General features: G+C 41.1%; 17 protein-coding genes. 2 read left to right on the forward strand and 15 right to left on the reverse strand.

The genetic code is table 11. The features are described 5' to 3' along the window. Positions 1 to 72 precede the first annotated feature (72 nt). Positions 73 to 210: a hypothetical protein gene (locus SALWKB2_RS12260; protein WP_157785042.1), complete on the reverse strand. Its 138-nt coding sequence runs from the start codon at positions 208 to 210 to the stop codon at positions 73 to 75. Positions 211 to 661: 451 nt separating this feature from the next. On the opposite strand from SALWKB2_RS12260, the gene hslO reads away from it, so the two are divergent. Continuing rightward, entirely contained in the window at positions 662 to 1,576 is a 915-nt protein-coding gene (gene hslO / locus SALWKB2_RS03605) for an Hsp33 family molecular chaperone HslO (protein ID WP_025330319.1), read from the forward strand. Positions 1,577 to 1,650: 74 nt separating this feature from the next. Here hslO and SALWKB2_RS03610 read toward each other — a convergent pair whose 3' ends face one another. The 6 genes from SALWKB2_RS03610 to SALWKB2_RS03635 form a co-directional block, all read right to left on the reverse strand. Continuing rightward, positions 1,651 to 2,967 carry an aminopeptidase P N-terminal domain-containing protein gene (locus SALWKB2_RS03610; protein ID WP_025330320.1) on the reverse strand — a complete coding sequence of 439 codons (1,317 nt, stop codon included), beginning with the start codon at positions 2,965 to 2,967 and terminating at the stop codon, positions 1,651 to 1,653. Between the two features lies 1 nt (position 2,968). Then, positions 2,969 to 3,337, reverse strand: coding sequence for a VanZ family protein (locus SALWKB2_RS03615; protein ID WP_051506547.1), 369 nt, complete (start codon positions 3,335 to 3,337; stop codon positions 2,969 to 2,971). An 11-nt stretch (positions 3,338 to 3,348) separates the two neighbouring features. Then, a complete protein-coding gene (locus SALWKB2_RS03620; RefSeq protein ID WP_025330322.1) occupies positions 3,349 to 3,558 on the reverse strand; it encodes a hypothetical protein in 210 nt (69 codons plus the stop codon). A 63-nt stretch (positions 3,559 to 3,621) separates the two neighbouring features. Next, positions 3,622 to 4,350 (reverse strand): YebC/PmpR family DNA-binding transcriptional regulator, encoded by a 729-nt coding sequence (locus SALWKB2_RS03625; RefSeq protein WP_025330323.1) that lies wholly within the window; start codon positions 4,348 to 4,350, stop codon positions 3,622 to 3,624. Between the two features lie 170 nt (positions 4,351 to 4,520). After that, entirely contained in the window at positions 4,521 to 5,000 is a 480-nt protein-coding gene (locus SALWKB2_RS03630; RefSeq protein WP_025330324.1) for a low molecular weight protein-tyrosine-phosphatase, read from the reverse strand. Next, entirely contained in the window at positions 5,000 to 6,100 is a 1,101-nt protein-coding gene (locus SALWKB2_RS03635) for a hypothetical protein (protein WP_025330325.1), read from the reverse strand. The genes SALWKB2_RS03630 and SALWKB2_RS03635 overlap by 1 nt, the downstream gene beginning before the upstream one ends. Positions 6,101 to 6,315: 215 nt before the next feature. Here SALWKB2_RS03635 and htpG point away from each other — a divergent pair, with 215 nt between their 5' ends. After that, a complete protein-coding gene (gene htpG, locus SALWKB2_RS03640) occupies positions 6,316 to 8,214 on the forward strand; it encodes a molecular chaperone HtpG (protein WP_025330326.1) in 1,899 nt (632 codons plus the stop codon). 778 nt (positions 8,215 to 8,992) lie between these two features. On the opposite strand, the gene SALWKB2_RS03650 is transcribed toward htpG, so the two are convergent. The 8 genes from SALWKB2_RS03650 to SALWKB2_RS03690 form a co-directional block, all read right to left on the reverse strand. Further along, entirely contained in the window at positions 8,993 to 10,375 is a 1,383-nt protein-coding gene (locus SALWKB2_RS03650; RefSeq protein WP_025330328.1) for an amino acid permease, read from the reverse strand. An 82-nt stretch (positions 10,376 to 10,457) separates the two neighbouring features. Next, positions 10,458 to 11,708, reverse strand: a complete 1,251-nt coding sequence (kynU, locus tag SALWKB2_RS03655) for a kynureninase (protein ID WP_025330329.1) — start codon at positions 11,706 to 11,708, stop codon at positions 10,458 to 10,460. A 161-nt stretch (positions 11,709 to 11,869) separates the two neighbouring features. Next, positions 11,870 to 13,255, reverse strand: a complete 1,386-nt coding sequence (locus SALWKB2_RS03660) for an amino acid permease (protein ID WP_025330330.1) — start codon at positions 13,253 to 13,255, stop codon at positions 11,870 to 11,872. 161 nt (positions 13,256 to 13,416) lie between these two features. Beyond that, complete coding sequence (locus SALWKB2_RS03665; RefSeq protein ID WP_025330331.1) at positions 13,417 to 14,874, reverse strand: NAD-dependent succinate-semialdehyde dehydrogenase; 1,458 nt, start codon at positions 14,872 to 14,874, stop codon at positions 13,417 to 13,419. Positions 14,875 to 14,956: 82 nt separating this feature from the next. Beyond that, positions 14,957 to 16,231 (reverse strand): 4-aminobutyrate--2-oxoglutarate transaminase, encoded by a 1,275-nt coding sequence (gene gabT / locus SALWKB2_RS03670; protein ID WP_025330332.1) that lies wholly within the window; start codon positions 16,229 to 16,231, stop codon positions 14,957 to 14,959. A 771-nt stretch (positions 16,232 to 17,002) separates the two neighbouring features. Continuing rightward, positions 17,003 to 17,482 carry a hypothetical protein gene (locus SALWKB2_RS03675; protein ID WP_025330333.1) on the reverse strand — a complete coding sequence of 160 codons (480 nt, stop codon included), beginning with the start codon at positions 17,480 to 17,482 and terminating at the stop codon, positions 17,003 to 17,005. Between the two features lie 1,094 nt (positions 17,483 to 18,576). After that, positions 18,577 to 19,791 carry a sugar efflux transporter gene (locus SALWKB2_RS03685; protein WP_025330335.1) on the reverse strand — a complete coding sequence of 405 codons (1,215 nt, stop codon included), beginning with the start codon at positions 19,789 to 19,791 and terminating at the stop codon, positions 18,577 to 18,579. Between the two features lie 518 nt (positions 19,792 to 20,309). Next, positions 20,310 to 21,311, reverse strand: a complete 1,002-nt coding sequence (locus SALWKB2_RS03690) for an asparaginase (protein WP_025330336.1) — start codon at positions 21,309 to 21,311, stop codon at positions 20,310 to 20,312. Positions 21,312 to 21,385 lie beyond the last annotated feature (74 nt).

The raw sequence follows: 21,385 nt of genomic DNA on the forward strand, positions 1-21,385 counted from the left end.
CATAGGTTGTAGAAGAATTAATTGTATTTATCTTATCCTGAAGAGAGGATTTACCTAATGGTCAGCATTAACTTAGTTTTTTGAAGAGGTGGGAAATAATAGGGGAACGCCAAAAATAACCCATAATCCAGCTGGATCAAATTCACCATCAGCCAATATGATTTTAATTATATTTAATAAATCATCTATGAGGAATGATAATTTTTCCATGAGTTGCCAAACGGGATGAGCGAAAAATACTATTGCCTGACAGATTGTGTAAATAATTATGAATAATGCAATGGAGCGTAGGCGGCTATTTGATTTTGCAATTTGTATGATTTGTGCTTTCTTTAATCTACAACGTATCTGTATGTTTCAATGCTATTTTAAGTGTAACCAGTTTTAAAGAATATAACTGTTTCTATCTCTATTGTTAATGATACTGTACTAGTGAAGGCTATATCTTTAAAGTTATATTTTATTGATATTTATTTTTTATCAAGTATGTGAGTAGTTGCTGTATTTTGATATGCCAGTGTATCCCTTTATATTTATACAGCTCTTATATTTCGTATGCTGAATTGATTGGGGTTTTCAGGTTTTGGTGTGGCGATAATCTGACTTGATTTTTTTGGCTGGTGCGGTCATATTGTTTGATTATTTTGCTGGGATTGAAATGATGACAGAAAATAAGATGGTACAAGCAGATCAGTTAACGAGGTTTATGTTTGATGACTGTCCTGTACGTGGTCTGCAAGTGAATTTGCAGCAGGTATGGCGGCATGTGGCAGCAAATAAAGTTTATCCTAAGGCAATTCATCAAGCTCTGGGTGAGCTGACTGTGGCTGCGGTATTGTTGGCCAGTAATCTGAAATTTGACGGTAATCTGATAGTACAGGTGCAGGGTAAGGGCATTTTGAAAATGCTGGTAGCGGAAGCCACATCGGCAGCAACCTGCCGAGCAACAGCACGCTGGGATGAATCTGCTGTCATTGATGACAATATGACACTGGTAGATTTGCTTGGTGAAGGAGGAATGTTTGTACTGACTTTGCAGCCCTCTCAGGGTGAATCCTGGCAGGGTATGGTGGAGCTTAGTGGTAGCAGTATTGCTCAGATGCTGATGAATTATATGGCGCGTTCCGAACAGCTGGCTACGTATATTATGCTTGCTGCGGATGATGAGCATGTCAGCGGTCTATTACTGCAAAAGTTACCCGAACAGGATATAGATGAAGATAGCTGGACAGAGTTATCAGCTTTATCTGAGACGCTTACGGCGGATGAGTTGTTGCGGCTGGATGTGCAGACATTGTTATTCAGGCTGTTTCATGAGCATGAGCTAAGGGTGTTTACACCTCAGAATGTTGAATTTTCCTGTACCTGCTCGCGTGCTAAGGTTGGTGATATGCTGCTATTGCTTGGCGGGCAGGAAGTAGGTGAGGCTGTAGCAGAGCAGGGTAGTATTGAGGTGAACTGTGATTTTTGTCATGCACGCTATGTATTTGATGAGGCAGATGTGAATTCTTTGTTTGGTACTGATATTGTGGCTACTGCGCAGGAGGAACTGGCCGCACGTCAGCTTAATCATTAAAAGTACATTTATAAAAAATAGCCGGATAAATGTTATCCGGCTATTTTAATGGCTAATACTGATCAGATTCTGATTTAGTGCTGCATCAATATTTCGATTTCTGCGGTAGTTTTAGGTACAGAAGCAGTGAGTACTTCATTACCGGTTTCTGTAATCAGAACGTTGTCTTCAATGCGGATGCCAATATTATGAAATGCCTGAGGTATATCATCTGCTGCGCTGATATATAAACCGGGCTCTATGGTCGTTACCATTCCCGCCTGAAGCAAAATAGGCTGTTCATTGCTGTCAAAACGGCCACCAACATCATGAACATCCAGTCCGAGCCAGTGTCCGAGCCCATGCATATAAAAACGCCGATAAGTCTGAGTTTCAATATTCTGTTCTAGACTGCCACGGAGGATGCCCAGATCAATCAGCCCCTGGGTTAGCATGCTGATGGCTGTTGCACTGATATTCTGCCAGTTTGCTTGTTTTACAGTAGAGGCAATGCTCGCCTCGTTAACAGACAGTACTATATCGTAGATATCTTTTTGTGCACTGCTGAAACGCCCGCTGACGGGAAAGGTGCGGCTAATATCACCAGCATACATCTGGTATTCGGCACCTGCATCAATCATGAGTAAATCATTTTGCTGCAACTGACAGTTATTGCTGACATAATGCAGACAACAGGCATTTTTGCCTCCGGCAACTATGCTGTTGTACGATGGATAGCGTGCTCCGCGTTGCATGAATTCATGCAGAATTTCTGCTTCTACCTGATATTCATACTGACCGGCACGAGTAGTCTGCATGGCACGAATATGAGCTTGTGCGCTGATTTCTGCGGCAATGCGCATGATCGACTGTTCATGTTTATCTTTGATAAGACGCATCGGATCAAGGATGCTGGCCAGATTTACCAGGCTGTCAGGTGCAATCGTACTGCCATTGGCACTGCGATAATTGGCTATACGGGCAACTTCATACCATAATTCAATGAGCTTAGGGTCATTTTCAGGATATAGTCCCCACAATGCGAAGAGTCGTCGGTGACCAGTCAGTGCTTGTTTAAGCAAAACCGGCCACTGGTTGATATCATCGGCTGAGTCGAAAGCAAATTGCTCTCGTGCAGCTGTATAACCATAACGGAAACCGTTCCAGATTTCGTGTTCAGGGTCTTTATTGCGGCACAGAAGAGTGGAGGTATGTTCACGTCCATTCAGTATCAATGCTGCTCCGGGCTCAGGAAAACCGGTCAGGTAATGAAAATAGCTATCCTGTCTGAAGGGGTATTCTGTGTCATTACTGCGGCGTTGTTCCGGAGCGGCAAATATAATGGCAATGCCATCTTCGCCGATTTTATTCAGTACAGTCTGACGGCGTTGCTGATAAACGGTAATATCCATTTTAATATTTCTCCCTGCTGATGTTGCGGCGAGCTGTTTGTATTTGACGAGCCAGCCATAGTGCCAGTGTGGCACCGATGAGATCGGCCATTGCATCCATTATATCGCCCTCACGTTTAGTGAACAGCGCCTGAATGATTTCGCTGGAAGCAGCCCAGATAATGGCAGTTATAATTAACAGGCGTAGCGGAATTGTGATGCCGGCACTGAAGCAGGATTTGGACAGGAACCAGAATTGGCCGAAAAATAAGCCAAAGTGACAGATTTTATCAAATTGCGGAATAGGTACCGGATTACCGCTTGCTTTGAAGAATAAAAAATACAGGCTGGCCAGAAACCAGATGACGGCAAGGAACAGCCATTTATTCATGCATGATGATTTCATAATGAGTCTGTTTCAATAAGCCATTGCTGACACAGGGTAGCCAGACGGTTAAATTTACTGCCGCGCTGTTGAAACAATTGTTGCCATAATTTTACTGTATGTACATCTGGTGCTTCATCAAGGCTGCATTCGTTGAGCCAGAAATCTAAAATTTCAGCGCATTCACCGGCAGAAGCTGTTTGAAAAAGTTCGGTTATAGCTTGCATGAATCAATGGTAATAATATGCTGTTAATGATAAAAACGGACTGAGTAACAGTCCGTTTTATGTTTACTCAGTTTCCAGTACGGCTGTAGTATAAACGTTCTGAACATCATCAAGATCTTCAAGTGCGTCTAGTAAACGCTGCATTTTTTCAGCTTCTGCTCCTTGCAGAACGGTTTCATTAACTGCACGCATGGTTACTTCGCCATCGGCCGCGTGCAAACCCGCTGCTTCCAGTGCTTCTTTAACACTGCTGTACTGATAGGGTTCGGTGATGACTTCCTTAGAACCATCTTCCTGTACGATAACGTCTTCAGCACCTGCTTCGAGAGCAGCCTCCATCAGAGTATCTTCATCCACTTCCGGGCTGAAGAGTAAATAGCCCTGATGAACGAACTGAAAGGCTACTGAGCCGTCTGTACCAAGATTGCCGCCATGTTTGGTGAAGGCATGACGTACATCGGCTACGGTACGGGTTTTATTGTCGGTCAAACAGTCTACCATTACTGCTGCTCCGCCAATGCCATAACCTTCGTAACGCAGTTCTACATATTCGACACCTTCAAGATTACCTGTACCTTTATCTATTGCCCGCTGAATATTATCTTTGGGCATGTTGGCATCAGTGGCTTTATCCATTGCCAGACGCAGGCGTGGATTGGCATTGGGATCGCCACCGCCCAGACGGGCAGCAATGGTAATTTCTTTAATCAGGCGGGTGAAGATTTTGCCGCGTTTGGCATCCTGACGACCTTTACGATGCTGGATATTGGCCCACTTACTATGTCCTGCCATTTTAAATTCCTTATTGCTGTGTTGATTTTACGTACCAAAACAATGCCAAAGCTGAGCGCTTTGGCAAGTTTTAATACCATCAAATAATTGAAATATGGTATTAATTTTACCATATTGCTCTTTTATTGAGTAGATTCTATCCGGATAGTATAAACGGCGGGTAATCTGGATTACTGTTTGCCTGCTGAGGTTTGCCAGTATTTGAGCCATGCCTCGCAGCCGGCATGGATAATGGTGCAGGTTTCTGTAAAATTACCGCTGAAATAAGGGTCTGGTACGTAGTCATATTCGCTGTCTGGTAATAAATCGGTAATTTTGTAGACTTTATCCGGACGGCTACACCCAAAAATACGGGATAAGTCTTGCAGGTTTTTATCATCCATAGCAATAATATGATCGTAAATGGCAATATCCTCCGGCCTTACTTCACTACTTTGAAAATCATTAGTACTGATTTGTTTTGCATGCAAAATTTCTTTGGTGCCTGAGTGCATGTCTTCACCATTGTGCCAGCCGGAAGTGCCGGCGCTGGCAATTTCAATCTGTTCACTCAGACCTTTTTTTGTTACCAGGTCGCGCAGAATGTATTCTGCCATGGGAGAACGGCAGATATTACCCAGACAGACAAATAATACTTTAGTTGCAGCCATCAGTGACTCCGTGGAAAAAGTGGGTTATGTCCGACCATATTGATAGATTGGGCATAATTAGGCAATTGGGCCTGTGCACTGATTGGTTCATGTAACAGGCGAATATTTTCAACATTGCACTCAGCCAGCAGATCAATGAAATTTTGTATTATGCTGTCAATGTTGTCTGCTTGTGTTAGCGGCCAGCGAAAAATTTGTGGCTGAAGTTCAAATACACTGTCGGTTGCGTTGAAACCAAATAATATATTCCCGCCTTCCTGAGCAGCAATAACTACGCCAACCCGTGGACTTTGCAGGCGAATCGCCCGGATAGCATTAGTCGTAAAGACATCACAGGCCATTCGCAGACGCATGGCACTGCCAGAGCGTAAGGCGTTTAATGGTGATTGTGGCGCAAGCGGGTTGATAAACAGCGTAGCACCGGCTGTAGCCAGATGAGTTTGCCAGACTTGCATGAGCGGCAGGGCAGTATCTGCCAGATTGCAGTTAAGGGCAGACTGAATGTCTGGTCCGGAAAAACCAAGGGCATAAAAAACCTGTACTGATTGTCCGCTTTCAACTATTAGTGGTGTTTTAGGTAACTGATCGAGAAAATCTGCGGCCATCTGTTGATTTTGTTTAGCAGCGTACCATTGACTGGCTTTGATATGGGTCAGGGTAGTATCACTCACAAGATGAGATGCCCAGTGAATTTTATTCCATTCATCAGACCATGGACGGTTTTTGAAGATTTCAGTAATGGCTTCTGCGGGTATGCTGTCTGGCAGAGAGATATTTTCTTTAGCACCACCTACTATTATCACGGGCAAAGCCAACCATTGTACTTCTGTCTGATTACGTGCTTGTAATACAGTTTCCATACTGTTCCACAGTGCATTGTAAATATCACTATTGGCCGCCATAGCCAGTGCTACAGAAAGGTTGGTATAGTGATTTTGTGCCAGCATACGGCTGATTTCAGTTTGCAGGCTCTCACGGGCAAGGGTAGTTTGTGCTTTTGATGTAGGTGTCACTAGACTGGCTGCATGCAGCAGCAGTTCGTTTTTAACCTGATCGGTAGGAAATGCGCGGGTATCAGGCAAACAATGATGGGTGTTCATGATGTTTGATCGGTTTTATTTAGTAGGCTTAGTAAATATTCTATTGTAACAAATTAGCTTTGTCTGAAATGTATATACTGATATTTGTCTGATATGTTGTGCTTGCGGCAAAAGCTGTACAACAAGCAAACATATGACTATCCGGCTTGAAACTGAATTGTGCTGCCCATATTTTGAATTAACAACAATCATATATTTGGGCTTTTGAGAAAATTATGAAACAGACACACAGTTTTCAGACTGAAGTAAAACAGTTGTTACAGTTGATGATTCATTCTTTATACAGCAATAAAGAAATCTTTTTGCGGGAACTGATTTCCAATGCTGCCGACGCGTGCGATAAATTGCGCTTTGAGTCTCTGAATGATGCTTCTTTGCTGGGAGATGATACAGAATTCAGGATTAAGGTTACTGCTGATGCAGAAGCTAAAACCATTACTGTATCTGATAATGGTATCGGTATGACTGAAGCCGATATTATCGAACATCTGGGCACCATTGCTAAATCCGGTACCAAAGCATTTCTGGAAAAACTGACTGGCGACGATAAAAAAGATGCCAATCTTATTGGGCAGTTTGGTGTAGGTTTTTATTCTGCATTTATCGTGGCTGATAAGGTAACTGTTGAAAGCCGCAGGGCAGGTGCCGCTGAAAATCAAGCTGTACGCTGGGTGAGTGCTGGTGACGGCGAATTTACTGTTGAACCGATTAGTAAGTCTGCCCGTGGTACAGATGTAATTCTGCATCTTAAAGATGATGAAAAAGATTTGTTGTCTGACTGGACTTTGCGCCGGATTGTAACGACTTATAGTGATCATATTTCTGTGCCGATTTATATGAAGAAAGCGCCTGAATATGATGAAGAAGGTAATGTAAAAGTTTCAGATGAGCTGGAAGTGGTTAATCAGGCTCAGGCTTTATGGCAGCGGCCGAAAAATGAAATTACCGATGAGCAGTACCAGACTTTCTATCGTCATGTATCACACGATTATGATGATGCTTTAGCGTGGACACATTTCCGTGTGGAAGGACGTCATGAATACACCGGATTGCTGTACATTCCGAAACATGCACCATTTGATTTATATGAGCGTGAACCTAAGCATGGTGTACAGTTATATGTAAAACGTGTATTCATTATGGATGATGCGAAAAAGCTGATGCCTTCTTATCTGCGTTTTATTCGCGGAGTGATCGACAGCAGCGATTTGCCTTTGAATGTATCCCGTGAAATTTTGCAGGAAAGCCGTGATCTCGATGCAATTCGCTCTGGCAGTGTTAAAAAAGTATTGTCTCTTTTAGAAGATCTGAAGAAAAATCAGCCGGAAAAATATGCTGAATTCTGGCAGGTGTTCGGTAATACACTGAAAGAAGGTATTGCTGAAGATTTCACAAATAAAGACAAAATAGCTGGTTTATGCCGGTTTGCCTCTACGCATAATGATAGTAGTGAGCAAAATGTTACTCTGGCTGATTATATTGGTCGGATGAAAGAAGGGCAGGAAAAAATTTACTATATTACTGCCGATAGTTATGCTGCTGCCAAAAATAGCCCACATCTGGAAATTTTCCTGAAAAAAGGTGTTGAGGTATTGCTGCTGACTGATCGTGTAGATGAGTGGGTGGTTAATAGTTTATCTGAATTTGATGGCAAGGGTTTGGTAAGTGTAGCCAAGGGTTCACTGGACTTAGGTAATCTGGCTGATGAGGAGGAAAAAGCAGCCCAGGCTAAGACAGAAGAAGACAACAAGGAACTGGTAGAGCAGATTAAAACTGCTCTGGGTGATAAAGTTGACGCTGTTCGTGCCACTGCCCGTTTGACAGAAAGTCCGGCATGTCTGGTTGTTGGTGAGCATGATATGAGCCAGCATCTGGCAAGAATGCTGGAAGCTTCCGGTGCAGCCGGTCAAATTCCGCAGACCAAACCAACACTGGAAATCAATCCGGATCATCCTTTGATTAAGAAAATTGCTTCAGAGCAGGACGAAGTACAGCGCAATGAACTGGCTGAGCTGGTATATGATCAGGCTTTGCTGGCTGAAGGCGGTAAACTGGAAAATCCGGCGGCATTTGTCAAACGCATGAATCATTTATTGCTGACACTAAATCAGTAATATTGTTTTTATCAGACCAAAAGAGCTGCTTTCATAAAAGCAGCTCTTTCAATTCATTTATAAAAATTTCAAACAAAATGTTCAAATTTTCTTAAAAATAATTATTTATATTATAATTAACAGCTTTTTGTAAAAAATGAAGTTTTTTGGTTTTAGCATACTTATAAATTATTTATGGATAATAATAGTATTTAAAAACCATGTGATTCTTCCGATATGGCACATAGTGAAGCATGGCTGTTTGGATTTAAGTTCTATGAAGAGAATGGATTACCTAAATTTAATCCCACTGAGCAGTTTCAGAAAAATTATAATAATTTACCGTGTGAATTAAAGTTTAAGTTAAATAGAAATATATTTGCATTTTTAGTCCATGGTATTTTTTATATTTAAGTATGTGGCGTAAAGCTATTTCAATGACATTCTGTTTAATGATGCTTTATTTTATTATAGCGATGATTATTCTGTTTAAACCTTCTACTGGTATTAGTGTAGGCGACTTTTCAGCCAGAATGTTTTTGGATTCCGGGTTAATTTCTTATTACTTACATAAAATAAAAAATCAAAAACTTTCAATATTTTTGAAGGATTATATTAAATAATTTAATAATCTAAAAATATTTTATTATCAATCTGAAAATATATTTTTTAATATATAAATTTTTATCTGGCTCGGATTTTTCCAGTCTGATATTACAAATGGCATTCTATCAATTTAATAACAGCATCAATGCCAGCGGGCAGTGATGCTGTTAGGGTATATACACTTTGTATATATTTATTTATTTATTTGTACTTTTTTATGATATATCTGAATAAAATATGCCAGAATTAAAAATGCCAGAAAAGGCACGCCAAATAATAAAGTAGCATGGAATATCGGAGTAAACCATGTGGTAATCATGATGCTGATTATGGCCAATAAACCGGCTATAGTGACAAATGGAAAACCGGGTACACGAAATTTCAGTTTTTGCTGTTGCCGCTGCATCCGGATGCGAAAACACAGATGTGTCAGAAATACTGCCCCCCAGCTGAATAATGCACCAAACATAGACAAAGCTATCATAACTGGAAAAGCCGTTTCCGGATTTAAAATATAAACCAGTGCGGCGACAGCAATACCGGCAGAAGATAAAGCCAGTGCATTCAGTGGTACGCCATTACTTTTTACTTTACCGAATATTTGTGGAGCTTCGTTAGCGCGAGACAGACTGAACATCATACGAGTGGCAATATAGAGCATACTGTTCATGGCTGAAAGTGCAGCAACAATGACAATAAAGTTCAGAATACTGTCGGCAAATGGTATACCTACATTTTTCATTACGCTGACAAACGGGCTGGTGCTTCCTTCTTTAATTAATTCCTGCCACGGTACCAGCATGACAATCAGACTGAGTGCAAGCAGATAAAATATCAATAGCCTTGCAAAAGTTCCTTTAAACGCGGTTTTAACTGCCTGTTCAGGATTGGTGGCTTCACCTGCGGCTATAGCGATCATTTCAATACCGAGATAGCTGAATATGGAAATAATCACACCGGTCCAGATACCGGAAAATCCATGCGGAGCAAAACCGCCGCTAAACATGTTTTGTTCAATTCTGCTGATACTGCTTTGCGTTAGTAATACACTGATGGCCAGTACAATAAATACGATAATGGCAAAAATTTTAATGGTGGAAAACCAGTATTCAACTGAACCGAAAGCTTTGACACTATAGGCATTAACGCCGATCAGGCAGCATGAAAACAGTGCAATCCATATCCATGAATCAACCTGTGGAAACCAGAATTTCATGTATTCAGCGATGGCTGTGACTTCTGTACCCACAGCCAGAACAATACAGGCCCAGTAACTGTAACGCACCAGAAAACCAGCCAGAGGATGCAGATAAAATTCAGCATAAGCACCAAAAGAACCCGAAGTAGGGTGCTGCACAGTCATTTCTGCCAGACATCCCATTAAAGCTAGTGCAATCATGCCGCCCAGTGCATAACTGATGATAACAGCAGGGCCGGCAAAGCCAATGGCAAATTTGCTGCCCAGAAATAAGCCGGTTCCTATTGCTCCGCCAATGGCAATCATGCTCATCTGACCGGCTGATAGCTTTTTGTGTAATCCTGTTTCCCGAGACTGAATACGCTCGAAATTACCCATCGTTTTTCCTTAAGATGAGAAGCATAAGCCGAGCAGAATATTCATGCCCGGCCTGTACCTGTGTGGATTAAAGAAATGCAAATCAGGTTACCTGTCCGCGCGTGTGAAACTGTGGCTGTGCCCACTCCTCATTAATTAATACCTGTTTCAGATGTTGAACAGCATGCCAGATATCGGTATAACTCAGATACAATGGTGTAACTCCCAGGCGAATCACTTCCGGTTCGCGATAATCTCCGATTACACCGCGGGCAATCAGAGCCTGAACTATGGCATAACCATGAGGATGACGCAGGCTGACATGGCTGCCACGGTGAGCATGTTCACGCGGTGTAATCAGCGTTAAGTTATGTCCGGCACATTCCTGCTCAGTAAGAGCAATCAGTAAATCAGTTAGCTGCAGAGATTTGTGCCGCAGTGATTGCATATCTGTTTGTAAAAAGATATCTACGCCGCTTTCTATCAGGCTCATAGATACAATTGGCTGTGTACCGCATAAATAGCGACGGATATTGTCTGCAGGTGTATAGCTTTCAGCCATATCAAACGGCCGCGCATGACTCCACCAGCCGGATAATGGCTGGCTGAATGCAGTCTGATAACGCTCATTTACCCACAGCATAGCAGGTGCGCCGGGACCGCCGTTCAAATATTTGTAAGTACAACCAATAGCAAAATCACTGTTACTGGCATTCAGATCAATAGGTACAGCACCGATTGAATGACACAAATCCCAGATAAGTAATGCACCATGCGAATGTACCAGTGCATTGTTTGCTGCCATGTCATGCAGGTAGCCGGTACGATAGTTAACATGAGATAACACTACAACAGCAGTGTTTTCATTAATACGGGCGGGCAGATCTGCCGGTGTATCTATTAGATGAAGCTGATAACCCTGATTAATCAGAGCCATGAAACCTTCAATCATATAAATATCGGTAGGGAAAGAATCACGCTCAGCGATAATGATTTTACGGTTATTGTCATTATTCTGCTGAATATGGATGGCTGAGGCCAATACTTTAAACAGATTCAGACTGGTTGTATCGGTAACAACGGTTTCATTTTCCTGAGCACCAATCAGCTGACCGACTTTATTGCCTAGTCGTACCGGTAAATCCCACCAGCCGGCTTTATTCCAGCTATTAATCAGATCGGTACCCCATTGCTGATTAATTACTGTTTGAGCATTTTCTGCAGCTTTTCTGGGTTTCGCACCCAAAGAGTTACCATCCAGATATATAACCTCTTGTGGTAATTCAAACTGATTTTTTAGGGGAGCCAGAATATCGGCGGCATCCCATTGCTGACATTGTTCTAGTGTAATCATTTTGTGCCGGTTAAATTTCAAAATGAATAGTGTACTGAATTGTTGCCAGTTATGGCGAATAAAATTTAAATTAATTTATCCGAATATTTATCTTAATCAATCTGTGTCAAGATAGATAAATATTATTACTGCTCTAAGCTGTATAAAACCAATATTAAATATTATTCTGTTTTATTCTGCTGGCTGCCGATTTTAAATATTTGTGCCACTATGCCCATTATCAGGATGATGGCCGCCAGTATGCTGGTATATATTACTTCATATTTATAGGTTCCTTCGATAATCATAATAATAATCGAAGCAATAATCAGCCCGATAACCAGATAAGTCAGCCATGGAAAGCACCACATTTTAAATGTCAGTGTCTGCCCTTGTTTTTCCAGTTTTTTACGCAGAAATAATTGTGAGCAGCTGATAGCGAGATAAACATACAAGGCAATCGTACCGGTAGCAGTCATCAGTACATCGTAAACATCCATTTTGGAGGTGGCGGTGAGATATACTGCAAACAGGGTAAAGATACAGGAAATAAGCACGCCAATTTGCGGACTGCCATTTTTCGAGGTGTAGGACATGATCCGATGAGCATCACCGCGTTTTGCCAATGAATATAACATGCGCGAACAGGTATACAGAGCTGAATTAAAACAGCTTAAAACCGAAGTAAGGACAACAAAGTTGACGATATGACGTGCCTGAGGAATTCCCAGCGAGGTTAATACTACACTGTATGTTCCCCATGTGGCATCATTCAGCCGCGGGTCGTTATACGGAATCAGACAAACGGTAATAAAAATCGAACCTACATAAAACAGGATGATGCGCCAGACGACAGATTTTGTGGCTTTACGAATTTCTGTAGCCGGATGGTTGGATTCTGCAGCAGCAACAGTAACGATTTCAGCGCCAATATAGGCAAACATAACACCCAGCAATGCTGTTACCACAGATGATGATCCTTTAGGCATGAATCCCTGATCAGTTAAGTGTGTCCAGCCTTTTGCATCTGCCTGACCCCACGGCCATAAATAGATAATAGCCAGACTGCCTACAATCAGAAACAATACAATGGCGACTACTTTGATTAAAGCAAACCAGAATTCAAATTCCCCGTAATTTTTAACATCCATCAGATTGATAACAACCAGAGCTACGGTTACTGCCAGCATATAGCTCCAGATGGGAAATACAGGAAACCAGTTATTAAGAATTTTACCGGCTACATAGGCTTCCCAGCCCATGAGCAATGCCCAGAAAAACCAGTATAACCAGCCAATGCTGAAACCTGCCCAGCGGCCGATAGCAGTATCGGCATATGTGGAAAAAGAACCGCTATCTGGATGCGCTACAGCCATTTCTCCTAACATGCGCATAATCAGCATGACCAGAAGACCGCCGGCACCATAGGCAAGAATGGCTGCGGGTCCCGTATGGTAAATTACAGAGCCGGAGCCAATAAATAAAGCCCCTCCGATCACGCCGGCAATAGAAATCATAGTCAGATGGCGTGATTTAAGTCCGTTTTTCAGTGTGGATGATGTGCTCAAATTAATTCTCCTTTGGAAAGAGTAATATCAGACTGAAACGCCTTTAGCTGGCTGAATTCAGTCAACAACGCCCCATCCTGATTTATGCAGTGCATTCAGGATTTTTATAATTATGAAGAAAGCGGCAGCGAAGCAGATTATGGCTGCCGCGGATTCAGGAATTACTGGTCAATGCCGGCAAGAAGTACATATTTAATTTCAACGTAATCTTCTATACCGTATTTAGAACCTTCCCGACCAAGACCGGATTGCTTGACGCCGCCAAAAGGTGCTGCTTCATTTGACAGCAGTCCTGTATTGATGGCTACCATGCCATAATCCAGATTTTCGCTGACGCGTACTATTCTGCCGATATCACGGCTGTAGAAATAACTGGCTAGCCCGAATTCGGTGTCATTAGCCCAGCTGACAACTTCGTCTTCGCTTTCAAAACGAAATACCGGCGCCAGCGGACCGAAAGTTTCCTCACGAGCAACTTTCATGTCCTGAGTAACATTTTTCAGTAATGTAGGCTGGAAAAATAATTCACCGTGATTATCTGCGGTTCCGCCGGTAACGATTTCCGCCCCTTTGCCAATAGCATCAGTAATATGTTCCTGAACTTTGTTAACCGCACCTGCATCGATTAATGGTCCGACAGTTACACCCTGATCCAGTCCGTTGCCTATTTTCAGTTTGGCAATGGCCTGAGCCAGTTTATCCACAAATTCATCATATACAGCATTTTGTACGTACAACCGGTTGGCACATACGCAGGTCTGGCCGGCATTGCGGAATTTGGAAATCATCGCACCTTCTACGGCTGCATCGATATCAGCATCATTGAAGACGATAAATGGTGCATTACCACCCAGTTCCATAGATACTTTTTTTACAGTACCGGCGCACTGAGCAATCAGTTTACGACCTACTTCTGTAGAACCGGTAAAACTGAATTTTTTTACCCGATCGTCTTCAGTTAATACTTTACCGATTTCACTGGAGCTGCCGGTAATGACATTGACTACTCCGGGCGGGATGCCGGCACGCTGTGCCAGCTCAGCAATGGCTAGTGCAGATAATGGTGTTTGTGAAGCCGGGCGAATAACAAAAGTACAGCCGGCAGCCAGAGCCGGAGCAATCTTGCGGGTAATCATCGCATTCGGAAAATTCCACGGCGTAATGGCTGCACATACACCGATTGGCTGCTTAAGTACCATAATCCGTTTGTCATTTGACGGTGCGGGTATGGTATCACCATAAATACGTTTGGCTTCTTCTGAATACCATTCCAGATAGGATGCACCATAGGCAATTTCACCTTTAGCCTCAGCCAGCGGCTTTCCCTGTTCTGAAGTCAGGATAATGCCCAGATCTTCCTGATGCTGCATCATTAGTTCAAACCAGCGGCGCAGAAGATTACTGCGCTCTTTGGCTGATTTGGCTTGCCATGGTTTCAATGCTGCATGTGCTGCTGCTACAGCACGTTCAGCTTCTGCTGTACCCATGCGGGGCACGTCTGCCAGATTGTTTCCGGTAGCTGGATTGATAACTGAAATAACTGCGCCATTATCGGCGTTCAGCCATTGTCCATTTATATAACACTGGGTTTTTAATAATGCAGAATCATGCAATTGCATAGTTTTTTCCTAAAAAAACTGAAACAGACATGACAGGCTGCCGGTAAAATATTCTACCGGAGCAGCCTGCAGACAATGAATATTATTGAGCCTGACGCAGGGCAGTTTCAAGTATATTCAATGCTTCATCAAATACATGATCTTCAATAGTAAGCGGATAGAGACAACGAATTACGTTGTAATACTGTCCGCAGGTCAGAATCATCAGACCGTTTTCCAGCGCCAGTTGCTGTACTTTTTTGGTTCGTTCAGCATCTGGTTCTGAGGTGCCGGGTTTAACTAATTCAATAGCGACCATAGAGCCCGGTCCGCGTACTTCTGCAATAGACGGAATAACTTCTTTTAAATTGTTAAAGCGTTCTTTCAATCTGTTACCCAGAATATTGGCGCGCTCGCACAGTTTTTCTTCTTCGATAACATCAATAACTGCATCAGCAGCAGCCAGTCCCAGTGGACTACCGGCGTAAGTGCCGCCCAGGCCGCCTACTACAGGAGCATTCATTATGGCTTCTTTGCCGACTACACCGGAAAGCGGAAAACCGCCAGCCAGAGATTTGGCAATAGTCATTAAATCTGGCTGTACGCCGGTCAATTCGGTAGCAAACATTTTTCCGCTACGGGCGAAGCCGGACTGAATTTCATCAAAAATCAGCACAATTCCGTGTTCATCAGCTAGCTGGCGTAAGGCACGCAGAAATTCATTTGGTGTAACATTAAAGCCGCCTTCACCCTGAACTACTTCGATAATGATAGCAGCAACATCGCTGGGCGCTAGATGGCATTTGAAAATATTATGAAGACCGTGCAATGCATCTTCAATGCTAACGCCATGCAGTGCATTCGGATAAGGTGCATGTACGATATCAGCAGGGAACGGCCCGAAATCTACTTTATAGGGTGCGATTTTGCCGGTTAAAGCCATAGTGAGATTGGTACGACCATGAAAGGCACCGTTAAATGCAATTACACCACGTTTTTTGGTATAGGCACGGGCAATTTTAATGGCATTTTCAACAGCTTCAGCACCAGAGGTAACAAACATTGTGCGTTTGTCGCCGGCTATAGGTGCTCTGGCATTAATTTTTTCGGCAACCTTAGCATACAGCTCATATGGAACAGTATTAAAACAGGTATGCGAAAATTTCTGCAGTTGATCAGCTACTGCTTTTTGTACTTTGGGATGCAGATGACCAGTATTCAGAACGCCGATGCCTCCGGCAAAGTCAATATAACGTTTACCTTCAGGAGACCAGAACTCAGCATTTTTAGCGTGATCAATATAAAAATCGCACATGAAACCGACGCCACGAGGGGCTGCGGCCAGTTGACGCTGACGAACATTGCTTGTTTGACTCATAATATTTTCTCCAAAAAAGTGCAGACCGGCCTAAGCAGGTTTTTACTAGTATCAACGGTATGATATGTGTTCTAACAATATAATTAACTGACTGAATATATCAGTCTTATAATTGATTGGTTTATTCGGTTAAATTACGGGATTAAATTTATACTGTCAATCTGGATAAATATTCTGCTAACGTAGAATATTGAAAAAAATTCAATAAGAATGAAATTAAATGTTTTTATAATTAGTATTATTGGCAATTAATATTAATTATAAATATTATTTTAAGAATTAATTGCTTAATTTATGCGTATATTCTTAATTGCTGAGCGTCTACAAGCAGGCAAATAAAGTGCTGCCTTATTTGATTATTGATTTCAATGATGTATAGATGTCAGTGTTAATTAAAAAGGCTAAACCGGTTGGGTTTAGCCTGATAGAAATTGGTGTTGTGTAGAGTTATTCAGTTAAAACTAATCAATACTGTTGTTAAGAAACAATTTTGGTATGGACTGGTTTAGTAATAATCAGACAGAAATAAATGAAACAGACACCATTGCAAGTGCAATGACATAAATAATGTGATGGCCGAAGCTGGCAGAAATTACGTCCTGTAACAAACCAGGCAGAATAGTACTGTATAAAGGCAATTGTTAAACAAATTAGAAATTAAATAGTTCAACTGGGAAGCTGATCCTGAAAATACAAGATGCAGACATTGGTACACTTGATTAATTTTAATTTTTATTGAACATGTCGAAGTAGGTTTGGTTAACGAAACAACTATTGTAATTCCCACTCATTTTTGATGTCTTCAATTGATGGATTAGATTTTACTTTACCATTTACAAATACCAGCGGAAAAGCCATTGTTTTGACATACTCAATTCTGTCAATCATCTGATTTATTTCTCTTTCTGACATATTGGCTAGATTATGATTGAAAGTGTAACCACTAATTCGGTTAGCAGGAATATTCTGTTTATTTAATTCTGTAGCCAGATAATCAGCAATCTTTGCCTGTCGTGACGGACAATTGATTGGAGCCATAATGACAATTCCCTTACTTCCGGGAAGATTAACTGATATATCCAGAAAACCATATTGATCAGTTCTGGATTTGATATCCTGATCAAAATCAAAATCAGTACTGGAGTTGATATCCTGAACAAATATTTTTTTTTCTTGTTTGCTTTTATGCCATTGATAACCCGCAAAACACAAGGCAAAGAATGCTACTATTGTTAGAATAAATCTGTTCATTAATCTTCCGCTTTTTGAGATTATCCGGTTATTTACAAATGTATATGCTTAATATCAAAGTAGAACCAAGCAAAAATAAAGTACGGGTTTATCAATTGGTTTCACATCTTGCGGATTGTAAACTTTCCTTGTTTTATTCGCAATATTTGTATATTAATGTTAATTAAAAATAATTTGTTAAATTTAAATAAGCTTTTTATCACTGAATGACGGAGAATTTATTTTTCTTTCTAAATTGTCTGAGTAATTCAGAGAAGCTCCTATTATTCTTTTGATAATAACTTTTGTTAATATATGATTTTTCCCAAACACCCACATTGCAACCAAACCTGTAACTATTTAGCGCCTTCAGTGATGGCATCTTGAGTATGTTCAATAATTTTGCTACTGCCTGACTATCAATCAAAGGGCTTACGTTAACACCTGCATCCATACCGTGACTAAGGTCAAATTGTTGATAGTTTCTTAGAATTTAGGCACAAACTGGTTGTTGACAGCGCTTTGCACATAAATATGATTGGCACAGACTTAGGTTTGTCCGTCATTGTGGAATTTGAAAATTATGGCGCTGGTTACTGCTGCATCAATATCTGTATCATTGAAAACAATAGATAAAGCTTTTCCCAAGTTCTATAGAAACTTTTTTACTGAAAATGCTTATTACGCAATAAGTTTTGTTCCAACTTAGTTTTTAAAGTAATCCGGGTGGCAGTTACCGCACATACAGCTTCTGTGGTAACCATTTTAGGATTATCAGCCAGTTTTTCACCGATTGTAGGATTGGATATGGGTATGATTTTTTATCATCAGCATTTAATCATTCACCATCAACTTAGCACTGGGTTTTGAATAATTTAGAATCATACAACTGCGTTTTATTTTCCCTGAAATATGACTATTTAAACGTTTACAACTGTTAAACGATAATATGATTGTGTCGGATAGTTTAGGAAAATATTTGTTTGTTAATGCGGATTTTTGGCGGTATGAATTTATTTATTACTACAGTGCTTTATTGATATTGATAATAGTTGTTTTAAGATAAGCCTATAGTCAGTTTTAGAACCTTATTAGAACGGTGATTACGGTGCTGATCAGTGATTAACCTTTGAGGGCGATTTAATTGCTGAAGGCGGTGGCTGAATAATCAGGCACAAGATGAAAGATAAAATTACCATGGCTAAAGAAATGGTATAGATACTCTGATGGCCGAAGTTGGCCGAAATTACGCCCTGCAACATACCGGCCAGAATAATACTGCAAGAAATACAGTTATTAAACAATGTAGAAGCAACACCCGTACGTTTAGGTAATAAATCCTGGAAATAAATCAGGCCGATACTGGCTATTATGCCGATAAATAAACCATTAAAGAATTGTAAACCAATCAGCATCCATTCGTTTTGGGTCGAAACCATACCGATATAAAATATGATGCCGCAAATGACTGCAAAACAAATCAGATTTTTATTACCAAAGCGCGGTACCAGCATGCTGGCAATCAGCATAGCGGGAATTTCAATGGCAGCAGCTATGCCCATCAAATGTCCGGGCAGTGACGGTGAACCGGGCAGAATGTCATCGATATATAAAGGCATATCAATCAAATACATCATATTGGCTGTACCCATACTGATTGAAGCGATAAACAGCAAAATGACATTAGGATTATTGAAAATCTTTTCTTTTGGCTCTTGTTTTTTAGTAACAGATGCCGGACGTTTTATGACAGGAAAGCACAGAAAAACGATCAGCATGGCAACAAAAAACATAGCTGCCGCACTCAGATACATAATGGTAAATCCGTAATTCACGGCTAATGCAAATGATAATGGCGGACCGATTACCCAGGCCAGTGACAATTGTGCCCGTAAAATACCATTAAAAACGACAACGTTACGGCCAGTTTTATCTGTATATTCACGTGCGGATGCAAAAATTTGTGGCATAGCTGCAGAGGTAAAAGCTGAAAAAAATATGCCTACGGTAACGAGGATAAAGTATTGGCGCGAAAATGCAAATGTAATGCAATTTCCTATGCCCATTAGACAACAAAATAGAATAATATTCCGTCGAACACCTTTATTATCAGAGTATTGTGCCAGCAGAAAGCTGATGACAATGCCGGCAACGGCATTGATTGAGTAAAACAAACCTACCTGATATGGATTAACCTTCACATCTTCGGCAAGATAACGGCTGAGTGTCGGTGCCTGCAATGCACCGGCAATACCAATAATAAATGCGGCAACCAGAAAAGAACCCAGAATAATATAAGCCTTTTGTTTTATCGCAAGGTTTTCTTCCATAACTGACTTTTCTATTCTGAAAAGAAAGAGTTATATCATAAATCATGGTTATAGGTATTTAAAACTCGTTATAAAAATATCATATTTTATTTAATAAAGCACATAAGTTATTGTTAATTTGTTAATTAAATTTCAAATTTGAATATTTATTCAATTTGAATTTATTGGTAGTAAATATAAATGCAGTATATAAGAAATCGTGTTTGATAAAAATTAGCAATATGATTATAAAAGCCGATAAATTTTTATCTAAAAATAATTGGCAGAGACCAGTGTTTGTATAAAAAATATTTGATTATTACAAATTAGTTTATACGATTAATTTGAAATGAAATTTTTTGGAAAGTTTGAACAGTTTTTCAACGAAAGTTTCAAGTAATTGAGGATACAAAAAGTTGTTAATAGCTTTTTATAGTATCGACGATACCGGACTAAGCTATCGCAAGCTCTTTATTAACAAAATTGTGCAGGATTAATCGGTTACAGGGTAAGCCGGATAATCCTGCAAAAGTAAATATTTAAATCAGCTTCTGTGTATGCAGCAGATTTTCAATTTGTTCTTTATTCCAGTTATTGCTTACAGCCAGTGTCAGGATAGCCACAGCAGTTTCCAGATTACATTTACCGCCGTTGATAACGCCGGCTGCACGCAATTCATGTCCTTGTGCGTAAACAGCAGAGGCACATCCCTGTAAAACCTGACTGATATTCAGAACAGGTATAGATTGCTCACTAATCTGTCTGATTGCAGCCAGAAAATTCCTATCATTAGGTGTATTGCCATTGCCATAGCTTTGTAAAATTACTCCGTCAGGCGGATTGTGAGTAAGACTGGTGGTAATCATTGCCAGATTAGCGCCCGGAGTCAGAGTAAAGCAGTGAATTCTGGCTGATGTACTGATGTCATATTGTGCAGATAGGTTTGAATTGCCGGCAACAGGCAGATTAGTATTAAACCATCCTTCGGATTCTGACCATTGAGCCAGTGAACCAAACTGCGGATTGGCAAATGCGTCTGCCTGTTCTGTACTGATTTTGCTGCTGCCGACAGCCGGCCAGAGCTGTCTGTTAAAGGCAATGGCAGTTTGGGTAAAACCCGGCAGGCTGAATGCAGCTAGTGCAGTACGCAGGTTTTGTGGTGCATCACTGTTATCAGCTTCCAGGGGTAGCATGGCTCCGGTAAGGATAACGGGGATATTCAGTTTCGGCCGTGCCAGCGCAATTATATTGGCACTGTAGGCTATGGTATCGGTACCGTGCAGAATGAGCAGACCATCATAATTTTCAGCTTTGCTGTCTATCCAGTTAAGCCATGTCTCCCAGTTTGAAAGGGTAATCGCTGAAGAATCAATCAGTGGTTCACAAATAAACCAGTCGCATTTGAGCTGGTGACTGTATTCCTGAAATATGGGCGCAGCCAGGCTGGCAAGATTGGCTGCCGGAGCCAGTCCGGCCGGTGTTTGCTGCATACCAATGGTTCCGCCAGTGTAGTAAACAGCCAGATGTTTCGGGGAGTTCATATATGCTGCCTTTCATACGGTTACTGGTATTAGTGCAAGCATATCACGAACGGGTTTTGTTTACTCTGGCTTAC

It is taken from the genome of Snodgrassella alvi wkB2 (assembly GCF_000600005.1).
Classification (GTDB): domain Bacteria; phylum Pseudomonadota; class Gammaproteobacteria; order Burkholderiales; family Neisseriaceae; genus Snodgrassella; species Snodgrassella alvi.